Source organism: Caulobacter sp. DWR2-3-1b2 (assembly GCF_049896345.1).
In the GTDB taxonomy this organism is placed as follows: Bacteria; Pseudomonadota; Alphaproteobacteria; order Caulobacterales; family Caulobacteraceae; genus Caulobacter.
In genome coordinates, this window is sequence record NZ_JAFCUC010000001.1 from 950,662 (window position 1) to 969,432 (window position 18,771).

Annotated in this window: 20 protein-coding genes, 1 tRNA gene and 1 pseudogene; 8 read left to right on the plus strand and 14 right to left on the minus strand. The window is 65.4% G+C overall.

What is annotated here, in order from left to right; all coding sequences use genetic code 11:
• Positions 1-11 precede the first annotated feature (11 nt).
• From ACP694_RS04610 to ACP694_RS04625, 4 genes are all read right to left on the minus strand, one after another.
• The gene (locus ACP694_RS04610) at positions 12-380 is read right to left on the minus strand and encodes a hypothetical protein (protein WP_426010778.1); all 369 of its coding nucleotides are present in this window, start codon (positions 378-380) and stop codon (positions 12-14) included.
• Complete coding sequence (locus ACP694_RS04615) at positions 380-1,543, minus strand: acyl-CoA dehydrogenase family protein (protein ID WP_426010780.1); 1,164 nt, start codon at positions 1,541-1,543, stop codon at positions 380-382. Before ACP694_RS04615 ends, ACP694_RS04610 begins: the two co-directional genes overlap by 1 nt.
• Before the next feature lie 2 nt (positions 1,544-1,545).
• Positions 1,546-3,336 (minus strand): acyl-CoA dehydrogenase C-terminal domain-containing protein, encoded by a 1,791-nt coding sequence (locus tag ACP694_RS04620; protein WP_426010782.1) that lies wholly within the window; start codon positions 3,334-3,336, stop codon positions 1,546-1,548.
• A 102-nt stretch (positions 3,337-3,438) separates the two neighbouring features.
• Positions 3,439-3,918: a MerR family transcriptional regulator gene (locus ACP694_RS04625; RefSeq protein ID WP_426011293.1), complete on the minus strand. Its 480-nt coding sequence runs from the start codon at positions 3,916-3,918 to the stop codon at positions 3,439-3,441.
• Positions 3,919-4,107: 189 nt separating this feature from the next.
• Here ACP694_RS04625 and ACP694_RS04630 point away from each other — a divergent pair, with 189 nt between their 5' ends.
• Positions 4,108-4,743, plus strand: coding sequence for a S24 family peptidase (locus ACP694_RS04630; protein WP_426010783.1), 636 nt, complete (start codon positions 4,108-4,110; stop codon positions 4,741-4,743).
• A 17-nt stretch (positions 4,744-4,760) separates the two neighbouring features.
• Here the strand turns inward: ACP694_RS04630 and ACP694_RS04635 are convergent, their stop codons facing one another.
• From ACP694_RS04635 to ACP694_RS04650, 4 genes are all read right to left on the minus strand, one after another.
• Positions 4,761-4,970, minus strand: a complete 210-nt coding sequence (locus tag ACP694_RS04635) for a hypothetical protein (protein ID WP_426010785.1) — start codon at positions 4,968-4,970, stop codon at positions 4,761-4,763.
• Between the two features lie 124 nt (positions 4,971-5,094).
• The gene (locus ACP694_RS04640; protein ID WP_426010786.1) at positions 5,095-6,750 is read right to left on the minus strand and encodes a lysine--tRNA ligase; all 1,656 of its coding nucleotides are present in this window, start codon (positions 6,748-6,750) and stop codon (positions 5,095-5,097) included.
• Between the two features lie 260 nt (positions 6,751-7,010).
• Positions 7,011-7,811, minus strand: coding sequence for an SDR family NAD(P)-dependent oxidoreductase (locus ACP694_RS04645; RefSeq protein ID WP_426010787.1), 801 nt, complete (start codon positions 7,809-7,811; stop codon positions 7,011-7,013).
• Between the two features lie 141 nt (positions 7,812-7,952).
• Complete coding sequence (locus ACP694_RS04650; protein WP_426010789.1) at positions 7,953-8,342, minus strand: flavodoxin family protein; 390 nt, start codon at positions 8,340-8,342, stop codon at positions 7,953-7,955.
• A gap of 210 nt (positions 8,343-8,552) precedes the next feature.
• Here ACP694_RS04650 and ACP694_RS04655 point away from each other — a divergent pair, with 210 nt between their 5' ends.
• The gene (locus tag ACP694_RS04655; RefSeq protein WP_426010791.1) at positions 8,553-8,858 is read left to right on the plus strand and encodes a hypothetical protein; all 306 of its coding nucleotides are present in this window, start codon (positions 8,553-8,555) and stop codon (positions 8,856-8,858) included.
• Between the two features lies 1 nt (position 8,859).
• On the opposite strand, the gene ACP694_RS04660 is transcribed toward ACP694_RS04655, so the two are convergent.
• Complete coding sequence (locus ACP694_RS04660; RefSeq protein ID WP_426010792.1) at positions 8,860-9,303, minus strand: Rrf2 family transcriptional regulator; 444 nt, start codon at positions 9,301-9,303, stop codon at positions 8,860-8,862.
• A gap of 204 nt (positions 9,304-9,507) precedes the next feature.
• Between ACP694_RS04660 and ACP694_RS04665 the strand changes: the two genes are divergently transcribed.
• The 4 genes from ACP694_RS04665 (at position 9,508) to ACP694_RS04680 (ending at position 13,521) form a co-directional block, all read left to right on the plus strand.
• Entirely contained in the window at positions 9,508-11,484 is a 1,977-nt protein-coding gene (locus tag ACP694_RS04665) for a potassium transporter Kup (protein WP_426010794.1), read from the plus strand.
• Positions 11,485-11,826, plus strand: a complete 342-nt coding sequence (locus tag ACP694_RS04670) for a hypothetical protein (protein WP_426010796.1) — start codon at positions 11,485-11,487, stop codon at positions 11,824-11,826.
• Entirely contained in the window at positions 11,823-12,185 is a 363-nt protein-coding gene (locus ACP694_RS04675; protein WP_426010797.1) for a hypothetical protein, read from the plus strand. Before ACP694_RS04670 ends, ACP694_RS04675 begins: the two co-directional genes overlap by 4 nt.
• 106 nt (positions 12,186-12,291) lie before the next feature.
• A complete protein-coding gene (locus ACP694_RS04680; RefSeq protein ID WP_426010799.1) occupies positions 12,292-13,521 on the plus strand; it encodes an argininosuccinate synthase in 1,230 nt (409 codons plus the stop codon).
• Positions 13,522-13,591: 70 nt separating this feature from the next.
• Here the strand turns inward: ACP694_RS04680 and ACP694_RS04685 are convergent, their stop codons facing one another.
• The 5 genes from ACP694_RS04685 to ACP694_RS04705 form a co-directional block, all read right to left on the minus strand.
• Positions 13,592-13,978 (minus strand): hypothetical protein, encoded by a 387-nt coding sequence (locus ACP694_RS04685; protein WP_426010801.1) that lies wholly within the window; start codon positions 13,976-13,978, stop codon positions 13,592-13,594.
• 11 nt (positions 13,979-13,989) lie between these two features.
• Positions 13,990-14,439: a hypothetical protein gene (locus ACP694_RS04690; RefSeq protein ID WP_426010803.1), complete on the minus strand. Its 450-nt coding sequence runs from the start codon at positions 14,437-14,439 to the stop codon at positions 13,990-13,992.
• Between the two features lie 61 nt (positions 14,440-14,500).
• Positions 14,501-16,714 carry a penicillin acylase family protein gene (locus ACP694_RS04695; RefSeq protein WP_426010805.1) on the minus strand — a complete coding sequence of 738 codons (2,214 nt, stop codon included), beginning with the start codon at positions 16,712-16,714 and terminating at the stop codon, positions 14,501-14,503.
• A gap of 381 nt (positions 16,715-17,095) precedes the next feature.
• Positions 17,096-17,590, minus strand: coding sequence for a hypothetical protein (locus ACP694_RS04700; RefSeq protein ID WP_426010807.1), 495 nt, complete (start codon positions 17,588-17,590; stop codon positions 17,096-17,098).
• Between the two features lie 341 nt (positions 17,591-17,931).
• A tRNA-Ala gene (locus tag ACP694_RS04705) sits at positions 17,932-18,007 on the minus strand.
• 115 nt (positions 18,008-18,122) lie between these two features.
• On the opposite strand from ACP694_RS04705, the gene ACP694_RS04710 reads away from it, so the two are divergent.
• Complete coding sequence (locus ACP694_RS04710) at positions 18,123-18,425, plus strand: YggT family protein (protein WP_426010809.1); 303 nt, start codon at positions 18,123-18,125, stop codon at positions 18,423-18,425.
• Positions 18,394-18,656: pseudogene (locus tag ACP694_RS04715) on the plus strand (DUF167 domain-containing protein). The gene ACP694_RS04710 and the pseudogene ACP694_RS04715 overlap by 32 nt, the downstream one beginning before the upstream one ends.
• Positions 18,657-18,771 lie beyond the last annotated feature (115 nt).

An 18,771-nucleotide genomic window follows, 5' to 3' on the forward strand; every position in this document is an offset into this window, starting at 1 on the left:
GGCGCGGGTCACTATTTCCACGTCCCGATCGGGGCGCGAGACTTCGGCGCGCAGGCCAAGCCCCGGGCGCCGGCCTGGGCCGAATAGGTCACGGTGTAGCCAAATTCCGGGACCGGCAGCTTGCAGGCCGTGAAGCCGGGCGTGTTCACGCTCAGCGACCACTGCGCCACCTTGGAACGCAGCAGGTGGTTGCACTGCGGCTTGCCCGCCGTCAGCGGCAGATCGAAGGCCGTGCCGGCCGGCGGCTTGTAGCCGGGCTTGGTCGCGACCAGCTGGCCTGAGAAGTTCAGCGGCCGGCGGCCGGCCGCGATCACACAGACCATGGCCGAGCGAGCGTCTGGCGCGACGGCGGGGGCAGGGGGAGCGGCGGCGAACAGCATCACAGCGTCCTAGCAATCAGCAGCTTCATGATCTCGTTGGTGCCGCCGTAGATGCGCTGCACGCGGCTGTCGCGGTACATCCGGGCAATCGGATATTCGTTCATGAAGCCATAGCCGCCGAACAGCTGCAGGCATCGATCGACGATCTTGTTCTCCAGGTCGCTGACCCAGTACTTGGCCATCGAGGCGGTGGCGGCGTCGAGCTCGCCTTTCAGGTGGCGCTCGGTGCAGTGGTTGACGAACACCTTGGCGACGGTCGCCTCGGTCTTACATTCGGCCAGCACGAACTGGGTGTTCTGGAAGTCGAGGATCACCTTGCCGAACGCCTTGCGCTGCTTGACGTAGTCGATCGTCAGCTCCAGCGCCCGCTCGATGGTGGCCATGCCCTGGACGGCGATGTTCAGCCGCTCTTGGGGCAGCTGGCCCATAAGCTGGAAGAAGCCCTGGCCCTCGTCGCTGCCCAACAGGTTCTCGGTCGGGATCTTGACGTCGTTGAAGAACAGCTCGGAGGTGTCCTGGGCATCGTGGCCCAGTTTGTCGAGATTGCGGCCGCGCTCGAAGCCCTCAGCGCCGTCGGCCTCGACGATCAGCAAGCTGGTGCCGCGCGCCCCGGCCGCGGCGTCGGTCTTGGCGACGACGATGATCAGGTTGGCGGTCTGGCCGTTGGTGATGAAGGTCTTGGACCCATTGATCACATACTGGTTTCCGACCTGCTTGGCGGTGGTCGTGATCCCTTGCAGGTCCGAGCCCGCGCCGGGCTCGGTCATGGCGATAGCGCCGACCAACTCGCCGGTGCACAGGCGCGGCAGCCAGCGCTGCTTTTGCTCCTCGGTGCCGTAAACGAGAATGTACGGAGCGACGATGGCGTTGTGCAGGCTGATGCCGAAGCCATCGACGCCCTTCAGGCCCAGCTGTTCCATCAGCACGGCCTCATGGCGATAGTCGCCGCCGGCCCCGCCGTAGGCTTCCGGAACGGTCAGGCCCAGCAGTCCAGCTCGGCCGGCCTTGTTCCACATCTCGCGGTCGACGACGTGGTTCTTGCGCCAGGTCGCCACCACGGCCTCTGGGGCGTGTTCGTCGAAGAACTTGCCGACCGCGTCCTCGAAGATCGAGATGTCTTCTTCAGCCATGAAGGCCGGCTTTTCGACTTGGAGCACGCCCATGATCAGAAAGCCTCCGCAGGTAGGGCCATCAGGGTGGCCGAGCCGGTCTTCAGCTTGGCCAGATGCGCCCCAGCGTCAGGCAAGACGCGCTCGATGAAATATTTGGCCGTGACGATCTTGGTGGTGAAGAACGGGTCGGTCGAGCCGGCGGCGATCTTGGCGTTGGCGGCCTTGACCATCAACGTCCACATGTAGGCCAGGCCGGTCAGGCCAAAGAGGTGCATGTAGTCGGTGGAGGCGGCGCCGGCGTTGTCGGGGTTCTGCAGTCCGTTTTGCATCAGCCACATCGTGCCGTCCTGCAGCTGGGCCTTCACGCCGGCCAGGGCGGTCACGAACGGTTTCAGGGCCTCGTCGGTGTCGTTTTCGCCAATGAACTGGTCGACTTCCTGGAAGAAGGTCATCACGGCGCGGCCGCCCTTGGAGGCCAGCTTGCGTCCCACCAGGTCCAGGGCCTGGATGCCATTGGTGCCCTCATAGATCAGCGAAATGCGCACATCGCGCAGATATTGGCTGGCCGGGAAGTGCTCGGTAAAGCCGCTGCCGCCGTGAACCTGCATGGCGTCCGAACAGATCTTGAAGCCCTTGTCGGTCAGGTAGCCTTTCAGCACCGGCGTCATCAGGCCCATATAGTCCTCGGCCTTGGTGCGGACGGTCTCGTCGGGGTGCTGGTGGGCCAGGTCGCCGTGCAGGGCCGTCCAGAACAGGAAGGCGCGGCCGCCTTCGATCAGGGCCTTGCTCTCCAACAGCATGCGACGCACGTCCGGGTGGACGATGATCGGGTCGGCCGGGCCATCGGGGTTCTTCGGGCCGGTCAGCGAGCGGCCTTGCAGGCGGTCCTTGGCGAAGGCGGCGGCGGCCTGATAGGCCGCCTCGGCCTGGGCGATGCCCTGCAGGCCGACGCCGAGCCGGGCCTCGTTCATCATCACGAACATCAGCTTCAGGCCGCTGTTCTCCTCGCCAATCAGCCAGCCCTTGGCGTCCTCGTACTGCATGACGCAGGTGGCGTTGCCGTGGATGCCCATCTTCTCTTCGAGGCCGACGCACTTGACGCCGTCGTTGCGCTCGCCAACCGAGCCGTCTTCCTTCGGCAGGAATTTTGGCACGATGAACAGGCTGATGCCCTTGACGCCGGCCGGGGCGCCTTCGATGCGGGCCAGCACCAGGTGGACGATGTTGTCGGCCATGTCGTGCTCGCCGGCCGAGATCCAGATCTTCTGGCCGGTGATGCGGTAGGCGCCGTCGGCTTCCGGAACCGCCTTCGTGCGCAGCAAACCCAGGTCCGTGCCGCAGTGCGGCTCGGTCAGGTTCATGGTGCCGGTCCACTCGCCCGAGACCATCTTGGGCAGGTAGAGGTCTTTCTGAACGTCGCTGCCGCCGGTGTGGATGGCCGAATAGGCGCCGTGGGCCAGGCCAGGATACATCGAGAACGCCATGTTGGCCGAGCTCGACATCTCACTGAAGGCCAGGTTGACGACATGGGGCAGGCCTTGACCGCCATAGGCCGGGTCTGACCCCAGGCCCGTCCAACCACCTTCGCACAGTTGCTTGTAGGCGGCGGCGAAGCCGTCGGGGGTCTTGACCGTGAAGTCGCTGTTCCAGACGCAGCCCTGCTGGTCGCCGATGTGGTTCAGCGGGGCCAGGACCTCGCCGGTGAACTGGCCGGCGGCTTCGAGGATTTGCTCGACCGTCTCGAACGACGCGTCGGCGAAACTGGGCAGGTCGCCATGCTGATCAATGTTGAGCACGTCGCGCAGAAGGAAGGCGTATTCGCGAACGGGCGGCTGGTAGGTCATGAATCAGTCCTGGTCAGGCAGGTCGGGAGAGGGCGGGTCGAAGACAAGGGATGTGGATCCGCCCGCGATCGCGGTCGTGTGCAAAGCGAGCGGAAACGCAGTCTATTTGCCGAGGGCGACGTCGCCGTGACCGTCGAGCCGGGCGCGGAGCACCTGGTCATAGTCGGCGGCGCGGGGCAGCAGGTCGGGCCGAATTTCGGAAAGCCGCCGCTCAAGGCGGGCGCAAGCTTCGCGCAGTTCGATCAGGGCGCCGTCGATGTCCTCGCGCTGCTGTTCCAGCGCATTGGCGCGCTCCCTGAACTTCTTCAGCGAGCGGGCCATCTGGGCCGCGCCGTCATCGTTCTCGTCATAGAGGTCGAGCAGTTCGCGGATTTCCGACAGCGACAGGCCGACGCGCTTGCCACGCAGGATCAGCTGCAGGCGGACGCGGTCCTTGTGGGAATAGACGCGGTTGAGGCCCTCGCGGGCCGGGGTCAGCAGACCCTTGTCTTCATAGAAGCGCAGCGCCCGCGGCGTGGCTTTGAACTCGTTGCAGAGCTGTCGGATCGTGAAAGTGCGTTCTGGACGTCGAAGGTCGGCCAACATCAAAACCCTCCCTGGGCAGGCCCGACTTCTGGGGACGGGCCGGTTGGTTATCGACGATCACCATATGCCCGCGACAATCCAACGTCAACGTTTACGTAAACGTCAACTAACCCTGCCGAGGTTAGGTTTACATTCCTAGGGCGTAGGCATATTTTCAGGACGCCTTTCCAGGCTCAGGAACGCCCTATGTCGTCGCTGTCGCACACCGAAATCTGGACCGCGATCGACGCCTTGGCTAGGCGCTTCGACATGAGCCCCTCGGCCATGGCCAAGATGGCGGGCCTCGACCCCACCAGCTTCAACCGCTCCAAGCGCGGCGAGGGCGACACCCGGCCGCGCTGGCCTTCGACCGAAAGCCTGGCCAAGGTTCTGGAAGCCACCGGTGTCGGATTTTCCGAATTCGCGGCCCTGACAGAGCGGGTCCGGCCGCCTAATCCGCGCGCTGTGCCCTTGATCGGTTTCGCCCAGGCGGGGTCCGACGGCGTGTTCGACGAAGCGGGCGCGCCGGTCGGGACCCGCTGGGACCAGATCGATTTTCCGGGACTAGGTGAGGACGGGGTCTATGCCCTGGAGATCACCGGCGACGCCCTTGCCCCGCTATTTCGCGACGGCGACCGCATTCTGGTTTCGCCATCGGTCGAGCCCCGCCGTGGCGACCGGGTGGTGGTCAAGACCGCGAGCGGCGAACTGCTGGTCAAGGAGCTGGCGCGGGTCACGGCCCGCAGCGTGGAATTGGCTTCGCTGACGCGAGAGGGCCAGGATCTTACGCTGGACCTGGCCGAGGTGGTGTGGATCGCCCGCATCCTCTGGGCAAGCCAGTAGGATCGCGGCGCCGACCGTTAAGTACGGGGGCAGTCGCCGTGCTTGGTCTGCAACCAGGCGGTCAGGTCGCCTTCCCACGGCGCGTCACAAGAGACATCGACCCGGTAGGACGCGAAGTTGTCGTTATGCGCCGCCTCGACATGCGCCGCTGGAAACTGAGACGCCAGTTCGCCGAGCAACGAGTCGAATTCGGTACGATCTAAAGGGCGAAGGGTAAAGGAAGCCATCGGTCTAACCTTGGTTCTGATAACCACAGACTAGACACACAATTGCGGACAGACCCTTAACCGCGGGTTCAGACTTCGTTCATCTGTTGAGGCACGGTGTCGCAGGCGCGAACAGCGTGCCTGCCTAGGCCAGCTTTTCTTCGATCAGCGCCACGGTGCGGTCCAGGCCGAAGATCGCGGCGAAGGAGCCAAAGCGCGGACCCTGGCTCTGGCCAAGCAGCACTTCGTACAGCGCCTGGAACCAGCCGCGCAGCGGGTCGAAGGCGTGGTCCTTGCCGACCGCGAACACTTCGTTCTGGATCAGCTCGGCGTCCTGGCAGCCGACAGGCAGGGCCTTCAGCCGCGTCGCCAGGTCGAGGATCGCGGCGCGTTCCTGATCGCTCGGCGCGCGGAAGGACTTCGTGGGTTTCACGAAGTCCTCGTAATAGTTGATCGCGTAGTCGGCCAGGCGGTCCAGCAGCGGTTGGCCCTCCGGCGTCGCGCCAGGAATATAACGCGACAGGAAGCCCCAGAGGATCGCCTTGTCCGAGGCGTTGGCGGCCGACACCAGGTTCAGCATCAGGCTGAACGACACCGGCGAGCCATATTGCGGCGGCCGGCCCGAATGGACGTGCCACACGGGGTTATCCAACTGCTTGGCCGGCTCCTGCTTTTGGTAGGCGTCGAGCTGCTGGAGATATTCGTCCGTCGCCTTGGGGATGACGTCGAAGAACAGCTTCTTGGCCGATTTCGGGCTCTGGAACATATAGTAGGACAGGCTTTCCGGCGCGCCGTAGCGCAGCCAGTCTTCCATCGACAGGCCGTTGCCCTTGGACTTGCTGATCTTCTGCGAGTTTTCGTCGAGGAAGAGCTCGTAATTGAAGCCCTCCGGCGGCACGCCCCCCAGGGCCTTGCAGATCTGAGCTGAGGCCTTGACCGAGTCGATCAGGTCCTTGCCGCTCATCTCGTAGTCGATGTCCAGCGCCGTCCAGCGCATGGCCCAATCGGGCTTCCACTGCATCTTGACGTGGCCGCCGGTGACGGGGACCTCGACCTTGGAACCGTCCTCGTCCTCGAAGACGATCGTGCCCTTCTCGACGTCGCGCTCGAGCGTCGGGACCTGCAGCACGCGGCCGGTCGAGGGGCTGATCGGCAGGAACGGGGAATAGCTGGCGCGGCGCTCCTCGCCCAAGGTTGGCAGCATGACCTTCTGGATGGCGTCGAAGCGAGCCAGGGCGGTCAGCAGGGTCTCGTCGAACCTGCCGCCCTTGTAGCACTCGGTCGAGGAGACGAACTCGTACTCGAAGCCGAAGCCGTCGAGGAAGGCGCGCAGGCGGGCGTTGTTGTGGGCGCCGAAGCTCTCGTGCGTGCCGAACGGGTCGCGGACAACCGTCAGCGGCTTGCCCAGGTCCTCGATCAGCGGCTGCTTGTTCTCGATATTGTCCGGCACCTTGCGCAGGCCGTCCATGTCGTCGCTGAAGGCGATCAGGCGCGTGGGGATGGCGTCGTCGGTCAGGGCGCGGAAGGCCATGCGCACCATGGTCGTGCGCGACACCTCGCCAAAGGTGCCCAGATGCGGCAGGCCCGAGGGCCCATAACCAGTCTCCAGGATCACCGCCCGGCCCAGGGCCGGGAAGATTTTGACGGCTTCGTTGGCCTTGCCGCTGTTGATCAAGACCGAGGCGAGATCGCGCTCGGCGTCGGACAGCCGCAGGCGCAGCACGCGGGCCAGCAGGGCGCGCGCCTGCTCGAACGGCCAGGCGCGAGCGTCGCGGGCGAGGGGGGAGAAGCCTTCAAACATGCGGGCGGTATAGGGGGAAGTGTCGGTGGTGGCTAGGTTTTGGGTGAGGTCTGGTCCGCAGGCGCCACAACCCGGATCGACAATCCCAAATCTCCGCACCGATCGTTGCGCGATCGCCTCCCCTTGTGGGGCCGAAAAGGGGAGCAGAACGCAAACCTAGAGCATTTTTCGGGCGAAGTGGTTCCGGTTCGCGTGAAGAAAAATGCGTCAAAACAGAAGATTAGAGCTCACGGCCTGACGCAGTCAGGTCGGGAAATGCTCTAAAGCTTCCGAAACCGCCCGCCCTGGCTGGCCATCAGCGCCAGGGCCCAGTCGTCCGGGATCAACTTGGCCAGCACGGCGATGGCCTTGTTCGGCGCGCCGGGCACGCAGACGACACGGTTGGCCTCGGCGGCCTCGTAGCCGGTGGCGGCGACTTCGTCAGCGCCCAGCCACAGCCAGGTCGGCAGCGACTGGCTGACCTGGGCGCGGGTGCCGTTGACGTCGTGGAATTCCGACCAGGTGAAGCCGGGGCACAGGGCCGAGACATGCACGCCCGTTGCCTGGTTTTCCAGGTGCAGGCTCTGGGAAAACTTCACCAGGAAGCTCTTGGTCGCCGCGTAGAGCGTGTGGCCGGCCGCGCCGGGGGTTAGGCCGGCTAGCGAGGCGACATTGACGATCCGGCCGTAGCCGCGCTCGACCATGCCTGGCAGCACCTTGTGGGTCAGGCCGCAGACCGAGACCAGCAGCACCTGCAGGAAGGCGGCCTGGTCCTCCCAGCGGGTGGCGGCATAGGTCCCGGGCAGGCCGTAGCCGGCGTTGTTGACCAGGGCGTCTACGACCCGGCCCTGGGCCTCGATCCCGGCCAGCACCGTGTCAACGCCGGCGGGGTCGGCCAGGTCGGCTGCGATCGGATAGGCCTCGACGCCGAACCGCAGGCGGATCTCGGCGGCCAGGGCCTCCAGCCGGTCCAGCCGCCGGGCGGTCAGGGCCACGTCATAGCCGTGGCTGGCATAGATGCGGGCGAAGGCGGCCCCGATGCCGGCGGAGGCGCCGGTGATCAGGGCGAGACGGCGGGCCATGCGGGGTTATGTCCAAGCGAGGTCAAGGGTCGCCAAGACGAAGCACGGCGGCCGATTTGGTGCAAGCGCGTCCCTGACGCACGAAAGAAGCGAGTGGGCGCTCGGGCTCAGCGCCCCAGGCCCGTCCTTCGGACTGGGGGATCAGGAAGGATGGACGGTGGTGTCGGCTAGGCGGCTTCGCTCAGCGCCGGCTGGGCGCCGCGCGTCCAGCGCACGGCCGCTTCGGCGACGCGGACGCCCAGCAGGCGGGCGGTCTCGCGGTCGCCGGCCGGCGGGGTGATCTCGGGCGGCGGTGGCGTCGGCGAAGACTTTGAACACGCCGGAGACGTCGCCCATATAGGTGGGGGCGCCGAAGACGACGGCGTCGGCCTGGCTGATCTTGTCGATCAGCGGCGCGAAGTCCTGGGCGGCGTTTTCGATCTTCAGCAGGACCGGGGTCTGGCCGGCGTCACGGACGCCTTCGGCGACCCTTTCGGCCAGGACGGCGGTGTGGCCGTAACCCGAGCGATAAACGATGGCGACTTTGCTCATGGCGGATGCCCGTGATACCGGTGGCCGTTTCGAAACTGAAACGGTAGCGATTACATAATCACGGTCCCGGCGACGGCAGGAGATCAGTAACAGTTAATGGTGCAGTTATTCTGAGGGCCGCTTCAGGCGGCGTGACAGCGCCAAGCTCGACAATTCCGATGTGACCCGCCAGGGTGACGAGGTGGATCGCTGACCCAGGGAAAAATCTGAATGTCCTACCTGAGATCGGCGTCGTTTGGGGCGTTGTTCGTGGTGACCTTCACCATTGCGGCGACCTGTCAGTTGGCGTTCTCCGGCCTCGGGCTGCTGATGGTGGCGACGGCGCCGGGGATGTTCAACATGAACGGCCAGGCGGCCACCAACCCCGCTCAGGCCTTGGGCGTTCTGGCCTTTCTTCTCGTGATCGGCCTGTTCATGAACGCTGGCATATCGGCGATCGGCTCAGGCGTCTGGATCCTGGTGCGTCGCGCGCTGCCCGGCGCGAAGCCGACCGCCAATGCGGCCGACGTCTTCTAGACTAGGCCGCAACCGACGACGCGTTCGCCGCGCCCGACAGCAGGTCGGCCACCGAGATCTGGGCCAGACGTTCGGCTACGGCAGTGTCGGCGGCGGCCATGGCGCCGCGCACGGCGTCGGGAATCTTCTCGCCGACCGGGCAGCCCTTGACGCCCTTGGGCGCGACGCCGAGGTGGGCGCAGCCGTTCACGGCTCGCAACACCACGTCCAGAGTGATCTGTTCCGGCGGCTTCAGCAGCCAGGCGCCGCCATTGGCCCCGGCCCGCGCGCCGATCAGTCCCGCCTTGCCAAGCATGGCGGTGACCCGGCGAACCACCACGGGGTTGGTCGGGACGGAGGCGGCCAGTTCGGCGCTCGCCACGGCGCGATCCGCCGAAAAGGCGTTCTTGTGCGCCAGATAGGCGAGGGCGTGGGCCGCCACGGGGAATTTCTGACTGTCGGACATTTTTCTGTGGCAGGACCCTAAGGGCGTCGCTCGCGCGTTCAATCAAAAATTATCGGCGGCGAAAAACCGCCTAGGGCGAAAACTATCGTTGTTATACCGGATCAGGTCGCGATTGAACCGGAGCAGGATTGGGTGTATCGCGCCCCGCTTGACCGATATGGGGCTCCGCACCGCGTTTTGCGAGGGCGACCCCGGAGGGATTGAATGGCTTCCGAAGCCTCTGGCGCACCCGCTCCCAATAGCGCCGCCCCATGTGACGTCCCTCCGCAAGCAAGCCATGCCGTAAAAGGTCATAGTTTCCTGGCCCTGGCCGTCGGCTCTGTCGGTGTCGTGTTCGGCGACATCGGCACGAGTCCGCTTTACGCCTTCAAGGAAGCGCTGCACGCCGCCGCCAAGGACGGCATCACCCGATCCGAGATTCTCGGCGTGGTGTCGCTGGCCCTGTGGGCGCTGATCCTCGTCGTGACCGTCAAATACGTGCTGTTCATCATGCGCGCCGACAACAAGGGCGAAGGCGGGGTGTTGTCGCTGATGGCCCTGGCGCAACGGGCCATCGGGCGGCGCACGACGCTGGTCTTCGTGCTGGGCGTCACCGGCGCGGCGCTGTTCTATGGCGACGCGGTGATCACCCCGGCCATTTCCGTGCTTTCGGCGGTCGAGGGCTTGAGGACCATTCCGGCGCTTGAGGCCCACGTCACCACCCAGGTGGTGCTGGTCATCGCCACCGTGATGCTTCTGGGCCTGTTCTTCATCCAGAGCCGGGGCACGGCCACGGTCGGCAAGCTGTTTGGCCCGGTCTGCGCCGTGTGGTTTGCGGTGATGCTGGTCCTGGGCGCCTATCACCTGGCCGACAATCCCGGCATCGTGGCCGCGATCAACCCCTACTACGCCGTCGCCTTCCTGTTCGACCATGGCATGGCCGGCTTCATCGTGCTGGGCGCGGTGTTCCTGACCGTCACCGGGGCCGAGGCCCTGTCGGCCGACATGGGCCACTTCGGGCGTTGGCCGATCCAGGCCGCCTGGCTATTCTTCGTCCTGCCCTGCCTGGCGGTGAACTATCTGGGCCAAGGCGCCTTCGCCCTCCACACCCTCGACGTCGCCGAAGCGGCAGGCCGGCCGATGCCGGAGCTGAACTGGTTCTTCGAGATGGCTCCCGAGTTCCTGCGGCTGCCGCTGGTGTTGCTGGCCGGCGCGGCCACCGTCATCGCCAGCCAGGCGGTGATCACCGGAGCCTTTTCCCTGACCCAGCAGGCGATCCAGCTGGGCTTGATGCCGCGCCAGGATATCAAGCGCACGTCGGAGACCCAGTCAGGCCAGATCTTCGTGCCGCAGCTAAACACCATGCTGCTGTTGGGAGTGTTGGCGATCATGTTCACCTTCCAGACCTCGTCGGCCCTGGCTCACGCCTATGGCCTGGCGGTGACCGGCACCATGGTGGTCACCACCTGCATGGCCTATATCGTCATGCGCCGGCTGTGGAACTGGAAGACCCCCGCCGCCCTGGCCTTCCTGATCCCTTTCATGCTGCTGGACCTGACCTTCCTGTCAGCCAACGCCTTGCGGTTCTTCACCGGCGGCTGGCTGCCCGTGTTGATCGGCGCGGCGCTGTTCACGATCATGGCCACCTGGGTGCGCGGCAGCCAGATCCTCACCGACAAGACCCGCCGGGACTCCGTCCCCCTGGTCGACCTGATGGAGATCCTGCGGGCCCGCGCGCCGCACCGCTGCCCCGGCACGGCGATCTTCCTGACCTCAGATCCTGACATGACCCCGGTCGCGCTGATGCACAATCTCAAGCACAACAAGGTGCTGCATGAGCGCAATGTGGTGCTGACCGTCCGTACCGCCGAGACCCCCCGGGTGGCCGAGGACGACCGCATCCGCACCCAGGCGATCAACGCCGATTTCAAGAAGGTCGAGATCTTCTACGGCTTCATGGAAAGCCCCAATGTGCCCAAGGCCCTGGCCTTGTTGCGCAAGCAGCAGGGGCTGAAGTTCGACATCATGGCCACCAGCTTCTTCCTGGGCCGCCGCTCGATCGTGCCGTCGGCCAATAGCGGCATGCCGCTCTGGCAGGACCGGATCTTCATCTTCCTGATGAAGAACGCCGCTAATCCGACCGACTTCTTCAAGATCCCGCCGGGCCGGGTGGTCGAGCTGGGCGCGCAGGTGACGGTCTAGATGACCGCAGGCGCGATCCTGCTAGGCGTTTGGGTCGCGGTCGTTGCGGTGTGCGCCATGCTGGCGGGCAAGGCGTGGCGTCTGACCAAGCCCTTCGAGGAAATTCAGACACGCCAGTGGGGATCGTGCACGCGAAAGAATTCCCGGCTTCACATCTGGGGGCCGCTCTCGATGGCTGTTCTGGGTGGAGGCCTGATCCCTGCTTTCGTCCGTGAGGATGGGGCGTTCGATCTCGCGTCAGGCTTTGTGATTTTTTGGCTGTTTGGGACAGTCTTCATGCAAGCGGGATGGCTTGCGGCGGTCAAACGTCAAAGAGCCCGTCGTGCTGAGACACGCTCGTGAACCTCCTGGGCGTCATCGGCGACGTGCTTTGGATCCTGTCGCTGTCGATCATGGCCGGGGCCTCGCGGATGGCCTGGGGCAAGATCGGCAAGGACGTCAAGCTTCCGGTGCTGTGGTCGCCGGCGGGGGCCACGGTGTGGCGGGCCTCGCGCGGGGCGGCGCTGATCGCCCTGCCGGCCGCGACCTTCCTGCTCAGCCTGTGGCTGATGGCCGAGAGCCGCAAGCCGGCGGGGCTGGACGTGGCGATCATCCTGCTGTGCGTGCGGGCGATCCTGGCGGCGATCTTCGCGGTGGTCCACCTGACCCAGGTCCGCCGCGCGCTCAACCAGCTGGCCGAGGAAGGCCAGATCAAGCTCTGAGCGTCTGGCGCCAACGCTAGCGTTTCAATCGTCGCGAAACCGCGCTAAACGCCCCCGCGAGCCTTGTTTCTCCGACTTTTGTGTTTTTCTAAAAGGACTCCCGCCCATGGCCGCCAAGCCCGTGAAGAAGGTCGTGCTTGCCTATTCGGGCGGTCTCGACACCTCGATCATTCTCAAGTGGCTGCAGACCGAATATGGCGCGGAGGTCGTGACCTTCACCGCCGACCTGGGCCAGGGCGAGGAAATCGAGCCGGCGCGGGCCAAGGCCCTGGCCGCAGGCGTCAAGCCGGAGAACATCTTCATCGAGGACGTGCGCGAGGAGTTCGTGCGCGACTACGTCTTCCCGATGTTCCGCGCCAACACGGTCTATGAGGGCCAGTATCTGCTGGGCACCTCGATCGCCCGGCCGCTGATCGCCAAGAAGCAGATCGAGATCGCCCGCAAGGTCGGCGCCGACGCGGTCAGCCATGGCGCCACCGGCAAGGGTAATGACCAGGTCCGTTTCGAGCTCGGCTATTACGCGCTCGAGCCCGACATCCACGTGATCGCCCCGTGGCGCGAGTGGGACTTCAAGTCGCGCGAGGCCCTGCTGGACTTCGCCGAGAAGCACCAGATCCAGATCACCAAGGACAAGCGCGGCGAGGCGCCGTTCAGCGTCGACGCCAACCTGCTGCACTCCTCGTCGGAAGGTAAGGTGCTGGAAGATCCGGCCGTCGAGGCTCCCGAATTCGTGCACATGCGCACCATTGCGCCAGAAGACGCGCCCGATAAGCCGCACGTCTTCACCATCAATTTCGAGAAGGGCGACCCGGTCGCCATCGACGGCGTGGCGCTTTCACCAGCCAGCCTGCTGACCAAGCTCAATGAACTGGGCCGCGACAACGGCGTGGGTCGGCTGGATCTGGTCGAGAACCGCTTCGTCGGCATGAAGTCGCGCGGCGTCTACGAGACCCCAGGCGGCACGATATTGCTGGCGGCTCACCGTGGCATCGAGAGCATCACCCTCGACCGCGGCTCGATGCACCTGAAGGACGAGCTGATGCCGAAGTACGCATCGCTCGTCTACAACGGCTTCTGGTTCGCCCCCGAACGCGAGATGCTGCAGGCGGCCATCGACTACAGCCAGGCCAAGGTCACCGGCCAGGTGCGGGTCAAGCTCTACAAGGGCAATGTCTCGATCATCGGCCGGACAAGCCCTTACAGTCTCTATGATCAGGACCTGGTCACCTTCGAAGAGGGCAAGGTCGCCTACGACCACCGCGACGCCGGCGGCTTCATCAAGCTCAACGCCCTGCGCCTGCGGGTGCTGGCCAAGCGCGACCAGCGCGAAGGCTAGGCCGGGTTCGGGCATAGATCGAACGTCTGGGCCCTCTCCCTCTCCCTCTGGGAGAGGGAGCATGCGCGCCTCAGCCGCTGGCGCCATCCGTCGGCTGCACCAGGTTGGGCGCCAGGTTAATCCCCGTCTTGTTGAAGATCACCCAGCCGATCACCTTGAACGCCGCGTTCAGGAGCTGCTGCGCCAACACCAGGGTCGTGAACTTCGTGAACTGCAGGGTCTGGTTGAAGGCCAGTTCCTGGTTGTGGATGATCATGTCGGCCGCTTCGGGCGGGATCTGCTGATTGAACAGGGCGGTCCGGGTCTGCATCGTCGCCTCGGCCAGGCTGCGCAGATAGCCGGCGACCACGCCCTTGTTGGTGTTCCACCACTGGGTCGAGACGCCGCCCAGCTCATCTTCGAGCACGGAGACCAGCTGATCGACGCTGTCGATGTCGAGGGACGCGAAGTCGGTCATCGGAGCCCGCCTTAGTTCTTCATCGCGCCGACGGCCTTGGCCGCCTGGTCGCAGCTGACCATCATCGCCGTCGTCGCCCCCGTGCCGGTGACGATACCGAAGGTCTTGTGAAGGGTCGCCAGGCCCGAGACCTGGCCGCTGCAGCCCTTCAGAAAGCTCACCGTCAGGTCGCGTGCCTCCCCCGCCGGCTTGCCGCCGACCGGCGCGGAGCCGGCGCGGATAGCCGCCACAGCCAGGGCGGCTTGGATGTCGGCATAGGTTCCGATCTTGCCGGTATAGGTGGCCTTGTCCTGATAGAGGCCCATCTCGGCCTCGGCCGCCAGCCTGGCCACGCCCTCGTAGGCGGTGGTGGTCTTCTGGTCGAGCGTGGCGTCATAAGGCGGGGCGAACACGGCGCAACTGGCCAGGACCAACGCCGCGCAGCCGACCAGGGCCATCCGGAATCCATGAGCGCCGAGCATGAGCAACCCCTGTGAAGTTGCCATCATGAGATGTTAAGGCGGCAAACTCAAGTCTAAGTTGTCAACGCGTTTCGCCTGGCCGGTAGCGGCGCTCAGTGTGACCCGCCAGCTGGTCGGGATAGAAATAGACCTCCCGCAGGTCGCCGCCGGCATAGCGCGGGACCTGGTCGGCGAAGTGGGGCGAGGCCGGATCGCTGCTCTCGCCACCCGCCGAAACGGCCATGGCCTTGACGCGGGGGCCGAACTCCACCGCCGCCACGAAGCTGTTGCCGCTGGTCCCGTAGTACCTTTTGGTCCCCGGATAGCGCTTGGCCCCGAACGAGGCCAGCGAGCCCCATTGGGCCGAGGCGAAGGGCACAGGGATCGAGGGCTTGGCGTCGTCGAAGGTCTGGACGATGGCCCCATCGTTGCGCTGGAAGCGGTTGATCTGGCCCCAGGGCGTGCGCCAGTCGCCGAAGTCGGCGGTCAAGCGATCCGAGGCCTCCGCCAGGGCCGCCAGCTTCTGGGCGGGCATCGCCTCGGCCATGGCCTTGTAGGCCGATATGCCCTGCTTTTTGGCCTCGGCCGCCGACTTCGCCCACAGGGCCTCGCCCCAGAAGACCGCCAGTGAGGTCTCGGTCGAGGTGGCCGACCACCGGTAATCCCAGCCCTTCAGCGCCGCCATCTGCGCGGCCAGGCGGGCCTTGGTCGGATCGCCGTCGGGCGTGGCGTCATAGGCCTTGGCCAGCGTCGGGATCAGTTCGGCGAAGGCGGTCAGATAGGGGTCATAGGCTGCGGCGATCAGGCCGGGCAGGGTGAAGTCCTTGCGGCCGCTCAGCACCAGGGTGGCGTGGACGCCCCGCGGTGTCTCGCCCACGGTGTCCATGTAGCGCGGGAAGTCGGCTTGCTTGGGGCTGTAGGGGCCGGCCATCGAATAGGGCCAGTTATTGGTGTTCATCAGCCAGCCATTGGGTGGGGTCTTCATATGCGGCGCTTCGGACAGCGTGTGCAGGCCGTTCCAGTCCGTGGCCGGGTCGGCGCCATCGACCGGCTTGGTGTAATCGAAGCGGTCGTCGCGCTGAGGAATGAACTGCGGGTGCAGATAGGCGATCTCGCCCTTGTCGTCGGCGAACAGGGTGTTGTTCGACGAATTGCCCTTGAGCTCGGCCACCTTGAGAAAGCTGGCATAGTCGCTGGTCTTGGTGCGCAGATAGGACTGCTGCAGCGCCTCGACCGGACGGTACATCATGGCGAAGGCGATCCACTTGCCGTCCTGGGCGCGGACGATCGGACCGTGATGGGTGCGGTAGGTGGTGAAGGTCTTCTTGGCCAGCAAACCATTGGCGGTCCTGTAGGGGACCTCGACGGTCGCTGCCGTCACTGGGCGTTCCTCGGTCCCATAGCGGTAGACCAGCTTGCCGTCCTTCTTCTGAATCGTCTCGGCAAACTCATCCACCACATCGACGGTGCTGGAGGTGTGCATCCAGCCGGCATGGGCGTTGAAGCCCTGATAGATGAAGAACTGCCCCCAGGTCGCCGCGCCATAGGCGTTCAGCCCCGCGTCGCTGGTCATCTGGAGTTCGGAGCGGAAGAAGAACGAGGTGTGCGGGTTGATCAGCAGAAGGGCGTGGCCGTCCTGCGTGATCGACGGCGCGATGGCGATCCCATTGGAGCCGGTCGGCTCCTTGAAGGCCATGGCGTCTGCGACCTCTCGGGCCCGCGTCTCGGCCAAGGCGACGGGCTTGCCATAGAACGCCTCCAGCTCGCCCAGCGAGATCCGCTCGACATCGCCGCCGATGCTGCCTTCGGTAAAGCTCAGCGCCATCCACGGCTCGAAATGGGTGATGACCTTGGGCTTGGTGGCCGGATGGGTGGCCAGGTAGAAGTTCAGCCCGTCGGCCCAAGCGTCCATCAGCGCCTTCAGCCAGGGCGGGCTGGTGGCGTAGCGGGCCTGAAGGTCGGCCGGATCGACGAACAGCTTCATCCGCAGGTCCTGCCAGACCGCCTTCTCGCCGCCCCCCAACGCCACGGGCGCCTCGGCCGTGCGGCCCAGGGCGGTCAGGTAGTTGGTCTCGACGCGGTTGAAGTCGTCCTCGGCCTGGGCATAGACCATGCCGAACACCGCATCGCTGTCGCTCTTGCCGTGGACATGGGCGATCCCCCAGTCGTCGCGGACGATCTCGACCCGGGCGGCGATGGCGCGCTGGCGGGCCAGGTCGGTCCCGGGCGCCGCCAGGGCCGAGCCAGCCAGGGCCAGGCAGGCGGTCGTCATCAGCAGGAATTTATGGATATGCACGACAGACCCCTCAAGCCTGGGCCCTGCCCCCGGCGAGGGACGGTCGGGCGCCGCGCGGGCCTTGTCCAGACCGAACAGACAGCGATGCGTTCGGCCGACCGGCGGGCGAGAAGCTAGGAGGGCAAATGCTGAACTGCCGGGCCTCGCTGACCCGATCGCCTAAACCTCACGCGATCCCCGCCGACGAGGGAAGGCGTCGTAGCCCGCCTCGCGCCAGGCCTTGCGCTGAAAATGGGTCATGTCGGAGTCAGTCACGTTCGCCCACCATTGCGGCCGAGTGGCGCTCTTAGGGAGCATGGCGCGTTCCGTCATGCTGAATGGATGGCCAAGTACGATCCCCTGTGCGGACACTTGCGTCGCCAACGGCACGCTGAGTTCGAACTAACCTTCGTCGAGATCGAGCGCATCCTCGGCGCGATCCAGACCCGTCGAATCCGTTACCAATACAGCTTCATTGGAGAACAGGCTTGAAATGGAGCAGCGCAGCCTCTTTGTTTCGGTTGTCGCTGCGTAACAGGCGCGCCGCAGCGTCGAGTAAGGGCGACTGCCATCCGAAGGAAGTGGCAACGCGCCTGTGGAAATCCACAGGTGTGCGGATCGGCCGTTCGAGGCCTCCTCTGTCCACGATGCGTCATGTCGACGCCGCCAAGCCCAGTCCGGCGCCGCAGGCCCAGACCAAGACCGAGGGCAGTCCGCCCCATCCGACCCACGCGCCGATCGCGCCCAGGAGGCGCGGATCGCGGTCCCCCATGCCTGCCGGCCGCGCAGCTTCTCGTAGGCGACCGCGATCGCGGCCAGGGCGCCGTAGCCGGCGAAGCTCCCGATGCAGGGGGCCAGCGCCAAGGCGACGAACGTCCAGAGAAGATCGGTGGTCACCGTGCCGGCCCCTGTCCTCGCGCCTTGGCTTCAATGGCTGCATGGCATCGACGCCCGCGACAATTCGTGACGGCCGTTCCGCCCATGGTGGCGCGCGCGCCAGAGATAGCGTCCCGGACCTGGAGGGACCGCGCATCAGGAAAAGGTGTCTGCTCGTCTATAAGGTACTAAATCCAAGCTGCGCGGCCAAGCTCAATAGATGAACGGCGCCGGCCCCTATCCGCTCCAAACCGCCGCATGAGGTGTCACTCTAGCGCGATAAAAATGAGGGGAAGTCTGTGGGATCGCGCAGCGCCTGGCATGGAGTTGCTGAGTAGAATTCGTATCTTAAGAGCAGTCCTTGGTGGAGCCGAGGGGAATCGAACCCCTGACCTCCTCATTGCGAACGAGGCGCTCTACCATCTGAGCTACGGCCCCAAGGAAGCGGGGGAATACGGCGGGGCGGCTTATGCGTCAAGCACGGTGTTGCGTCCTTGGCGCGATACGGCCGAAGGGCTACATGCGTCTCCATAACGTCACGTAGGGAACGCCCATGGGCTCGGCTATCGTCTGGTTGGTCAACACCGTTATCGGCATGGCCATCTTCTTCATCTTCGCCAGGGCGATCGTCGGCTGGCTAGTGCAGTTCGACATCATCAACACCCGCAACCACTTTGTCTTCCAGGTGCTGACCATGTTGGAGCGAGTCACCGACCCGGTGCTGCGTCCGATCCAGCGCGTGGTCCCGCCGCTCGGGGGCATCGACTTCAGCCCGGTCGTCGCCTGGTTGGCCCTGACGGTGATCCGCATCCTGTTCAACGTCTATCTGGCCCCGCCGCTCCTCGTCCTGGGCTAGCCACACATCGCCGTGCGGACATACCCCGCGCGGCGATAGAGCGGCGTCGACAGCTGAGTGGTCGAGGCCGGCGGACGACCCTATCTGAAGGTGCGGGTCGCCGCCCCGCCCGTCGAGGGCGCCGCTAACGCTGGCCTGCTGGTCTTCCTCGCCAAGACCCTGGACCTGCCCGGATCGGCCCTCACCCTTGTCTCCGGCGCCGGTGCGCGGCTTAAGCTGATGCAGATCTAAGGCTGCGACCCGTTGTCGCTGCAGAGAAAGTTCGGCGTCCGCCCGGCCACGCCGTCTGGAACCACGGGACAAGGAACGGTCGAGAATCTCACCTTATGTCGCGCTCGCGGTCAAA

Bases quoted from the DNA above. Each gene is read 5' to 3' on its own strand.
- ACP694_RS04610 (WP_426010778.1), bottom strand. From the start codon at position 380: ATGCTGTTCGCCGCCGCTCCCCCTGCCCCCGCCGTCGCGCCAGACGCT.
- ACP694_RS04615 (WP_426010780.1), bottom strand. From the start codon at position 1,543: ATGGGCGTGCTCCAAGTCGAAAAGCCGGCCTTCATGGCTGAAGAAGAC.
- ACP694_RS04620 (WP_426010782.1), bottom strand. From the start codon at position 3,336: ATGACCTACCAGCCGCCCGTTCGCGAATACGCCTTCCTTCTGCGCGAC.
- ACP694_RS04630 (WP_426010783.1), top strand. From the start codon at position 4,108: ATGTCGTCGCTGTCGCACACCGAAATCTGGACCGCGATCGACGCCTTG.
- ACP694_RS04635 (WP_426010785.1), bottom strand. From the start codon at position 4,970: ATGGCTTCCTTTACCCTTCGCCCTTTAGATCGTACCGAATTCGACTCG.
- ACP694_RS04640 (WP_426010786.1), bottom strand. From the start codon at position 6,750: ATGTTTGAAGGCTTCTCCCCCCTCGCCCGCGACGCTCGCGCCTGGCCG.
- ACP694_RS04645 (WP_426010787.1), bottom strand. From the start codon at position 7,811: ATGGCCCGCCGTCTCGCCCTGATCACCGGCGCCTCCGCCGGCATCGGG.
- ACP694_RS04650 (WP_426010789.1), bottom strand. From the start codon at position 8,342: ATGAGCAAAGTCGCCATCGTTTATCGCTCGGGTTACGGCCACACCGCC.
- ACP694_RS04655 (WP_426010791.1), top strand. From the start codon at position 8,553: ATGTCCTACCTGAGATCGGCGTCGTTTGGGGCGTTGTTCGTGGTGACC.
- ACP694_RS04660 (WP_426010792.1), bottom strand. From the start codon at position 9,303: ATGTCCGACAGTCAGAAATTCCCCGTGGCGGCCCACGCCCTCGCCTAT.
- ACP694_RS04665 (WP_426010794.1), top strand. From the start codon at position 9,508: ATGGCTTCCGAAGCCTCTGGCGCACCCGCTCCCAATAGCGCCGCCCCA.
- ACP694_RS04670 (WP_426010796.1), top strand. From the start codon at position 11,485: ATGACCGCAGGCGCGATCCTGCTAGGCGTTTGGGTCGCGGTCGTTGCG.
- ACP694_RS04680 (WP_426010799.1), top strand. From the start codon at position 12,292: ATGGCCGCCAAGCCCGTGAAGAAGGTCGTGCTTGCCTATTCGGGCGGT.
- ACP694_RS04685 (WP_426010801.1), bottom strand. From the start codon at position 13,978: ATGACCGACTTCGCGTCCCTCGACATCGACAGCGTCGATCAGCTGGTC.
- ACP694_RS04690 (WP_426010803.1), bottom strand. From the start codon at position 14,439: ATGCTCGGCGCTCATGGATTCCGGATGGCCCTGGTCGGCTGCGCGGCG.
- ACP694_RS04710 (WP_426010809.1), top strand. From the start codon at position 18,123: ATGGGCTCGGCTATCGTCTGGTTGGTCAACACCGTTATCGGCATGGCC.